At 62.4% G+C, this 2607-nt stretch carries 4 protein-coding genes; 2 read left to right on the top strand and 2 right to left on the bottom strand.

Features of this window, described 5'->3' with window-relative positions; genetic code table 11:
* Window positions 1-131: 131 nt before the first annotated feature.
* Window positions 132-572: a MucR family transcriptional regulator gene (locus EN780_RS31825; RefSeq protein WP_127285721.1), complete on the top strand. Its 441-nt coding sequence runs from the start codon at window positions 132-134 to the stop codon at window positions 570-572.
* A 60-nt stretch (window positions 573-632) separates the two neighbouring features.
* Here EN780_RS31825 and EN780_RS31830 read toward each other — a convergent pair whose 3' ends face one another.
* Together EN780_RS31830 and EN780_RS39080 are read right to left on the bottom strand one after the other, a co-directional pair.
* Window positions 633-833, bottom strand: a complete 201-nt coding sequence (locus EN780_RS31830) for a hypothetical protein (RefSeq protein WP_128276256.1) — start codon at window positions 831-833, stop codon at window positions 633-635.
* 327 nt (window positions 834-1160) lie between these two features.
* On the bottom strand, window positions 1161-1298 hold the full coding sequence (locus EN780_RS39080; RefSeq protein WP_189556903.1) for a hypothetical protein: 138 nt from the start codon (window positions 1296-1298) through the stop codon (window positions 1161-1163).
* Between the two features lie 143 nt (window positions 1299-1441).
* On the opposite strand from EN780_RS39080, the gene EN780_RS31835 reads away from it, so the two are divergent.
* Window positions 1442-2607 (top strand): ABC-F family ATP-binding cassette domain-containing protein (locus tag EN780_RS31835; RefSeq protein WP_133372808.1); only part of this gene is annotated, 1166 nt, incomplete at its 3' end.

A 2607-nucleotide genomic window follows, 5' to 3' on the forward strand; every position in this document is an offset into this window, starting at 1 on the left:
ATATCGCCCCGTATTGAGTCTGCAGGGTTTATTGACTCTATGGGTCCGTTGGGGAGCACGGTCAAAATCGATACATCATCAAAAGTCTACAACTAGAGCTGGTGACTTGATCATCGGCAGAGGGAAAAAAATTGCACAATATCGACGACAAGACCGCGATTGAACTAACCGCCGACATTGTTTCGGCCTATGTCGGCAACAATCCGCTTCCGGCTTCCGGTCTGCCGGATCTGATCGCCAGCGTCAGCGCCTCGGTACGCAAGCTGAGCTCGGTTGCCGCCGCCAAGGAGGCGCCGGTGCTCAACCCGGCCGTCAATCCGAAGCGCTCGGTGTTTCCGGACCACATCGTCTGCCTCGAGGACGGCAAGAAGTTCAAGTCGCTGAAGCGTCACCTCGCCACCGACCATGGCCTGACGCCGGACGAATACCGCGCCAAATGGGGGCTTGCGCCCGACTATCCGATGGTGGCGCCCAGCTATTCGGCGACCCGCTCGGCGCTGGCCAAATCTTCCGGCCTCGGCCGCAAGCCGGCGGCTCAGCCGGCCAAGGTGGCGAAGCGCAAGAAGGTCTGATTTTCTGGCCTCGCCCGGCGCCATCCCGGCATCATCGGGATGGACCGGGCCTGTGCGCACTCAGTTTTTGGGCTCGGGCGCTTTCCGGGCGCGTGTCAGCTTGGGATCCTGCGCGTCGGCCAGGGTTTCGGCTTCGACCGCCGTCATTTCGAGAAAATAGACAAGCATGTGGTAGCGCGTGCGCGAAAGCATCTTCGCCAATTTGCGCGTCATGTCGGCGACAAATCTGAGCGCGCGCAGATCCTTCGCTGCCTCGTCCATCCTGGCTCCTGACCAATACAATTATCGTTGGCGCCCACGGCGACTCATGGCGCGATCCCAAGATCACAGCATCGGTGCGAAAATGAAATCGAATTTTCGCAAAGCATCCCGCGTGCGGCAAGAGATTTTTCTGCGCCACACGCATCTGAAGCGCACGCCATGCGCTAATATATGTTGGAACGGAACTTCAAGTTGTCTGATTTATCAACTTAATGCTCGAAAAGCGCCAGTGTACCGATAACTTTCGTGTTCGAACGAATGTCGATGCGCGATATGGCATATCGTGAAGTTGCAGGCGCCGCTACGTCAAAGGGAGATTGGCAGCGCTCACTGACCTGCCAGGTGAACGGCCCCCAGCAGCGGCGCGGCATCCGTGTTGTCAGCAAACAGCACCACCTGCGTCGCCAGGGCGGCCGTGGTGGCGACCTGGAAGAAGATGACGGCGAGGGCGAAATAGCGGATCATCGGCCCCAAACGCTCCGGCCGCCATCTGGTTCCAGCCGGGCGAGCATTTCGCGGCCAGCCGGCCATCCCACCATCGCCGGTGACCTTCGTCCCAAAGCCCCTGGCTCTTGCGAAGCGCTCATGTCCCGTGCAAAAGCGCGGCCATGCTTATCATCAACGACCTCTCGCTGCGCATGGCGGGGCGCCTGCTTCTCGATCATGCCTCGCTGACCTTGCCGGCCGGCACCAAGGCCGGGCTCGTCGGCCGCAACGGCACCGGCAAGACCACCTTGTTCAAGGCGATCACCGGCGATTTCCCCGCCGAGACCGGCTCGATCAGCCTGCCCAAAAACACCCGCATCGGCCAGGTGGCGCAGGAAGCGCCGGGCACCGAGGAGCCGCTGATCGACATCGTGCTCAAGGCCGATGCCGAGCGCCAGGCTCTGCTCGAAGAGGAAAGGACGGCCACGGATCCGCACCGCATCGCCGAGATCCACACGCGGCTTGCCGACATCGACGCGCATTCGGCGGAGTCCCGAGCCGCCACCATTCTGGCCGGCCTCGGCTTCGACGACGCCGCGCAGAAGCGTCCGGCCTCGTCGTTCTCCGGCGGCTGGCGCATGCGCGTCGCGCTGGCGGCCGTGCTCTTCTCCGAGCCAGACCTTCTTCTGCTCGACGAGCCGACCAACTATCTCGACCTCGAAGGCACGCTGTGGCTGGAGAACTACGTCTCCAAATATCCGCACACCGTGCTTTTGATCTCGCACGACCGCGACCTGCTCAACCGCGCCGTCAACTCCATCGTCCATCTCGACCAGAAGAAGCTGACCTTCTGGCGCGGCGGCTACGATCAGTTCGAGCGCCAACTCACCGAGCAGCGGGAACTGCAGGAAAAGAGCCGCGTCAAGCAGGAAGCGGCACGCAAGCACATGGAGTCCTTCGTCGAGCGTTTTCGCGCCAAGGCCTCCAAGGCGAGGCAGGCGCAATCGCGCCTGAAGGCGCTGGAGAAGATGAAGCCGATCGCGGCCATCGTGAACGACACGGTACGGCCGTTTTCCTTCCCCGAGCCGGTGAAGACGGTGGCCTCGCCGATCGTTGCGCTCAACGGCGTCAATGTCGGCTACACCGAGGGCGCGCCGATCCTGAAGAAGATGACGCTGCGCATCGATGCCGACGACCGCATCGCGCTGCTCGGCGCCAACGGCAACGGCAAGTCGACCTTCGCCAAGATGCTCGCCGGCCGCCTCAAGGCGGAGACCGGCACCATGACGGTGGCGCCGGGCCTCAAGGTGGCGATCTTCGCCCAGCATCAGCTCGACGATCTGCGCCC

The organism is Mesorhizobium sp. M4B.F.Ca.ET.089.01.1.1, from assembly GCF_004022605.1.
Classification (GTDB): domain Bacteria; phylum Pseudomonadota; class Alphaproteobacteria; order Rhizobiales; family Rhizobiaceae; genus Mesorhizobium; species Mesorhizobium abyssinicae.

Excerpts from the sequence above, each read along its gene's own strand:
- EN780_RS39080 (WP_189556903.1), bottom strand. The coding sequence starts at position 1,298 with ATGATCCGCTATTTCGCCCTCGCCGTCATCTTCTTCCAGGTCGCCACC.
- EN780_RS31830 (WP_128276256.1), bottom strand. The coding sequence starts at position 833 with ATGGACGAGGCAGCGAAGGATCTGCGCGCGCTCAGATTTGTCGCCGAC.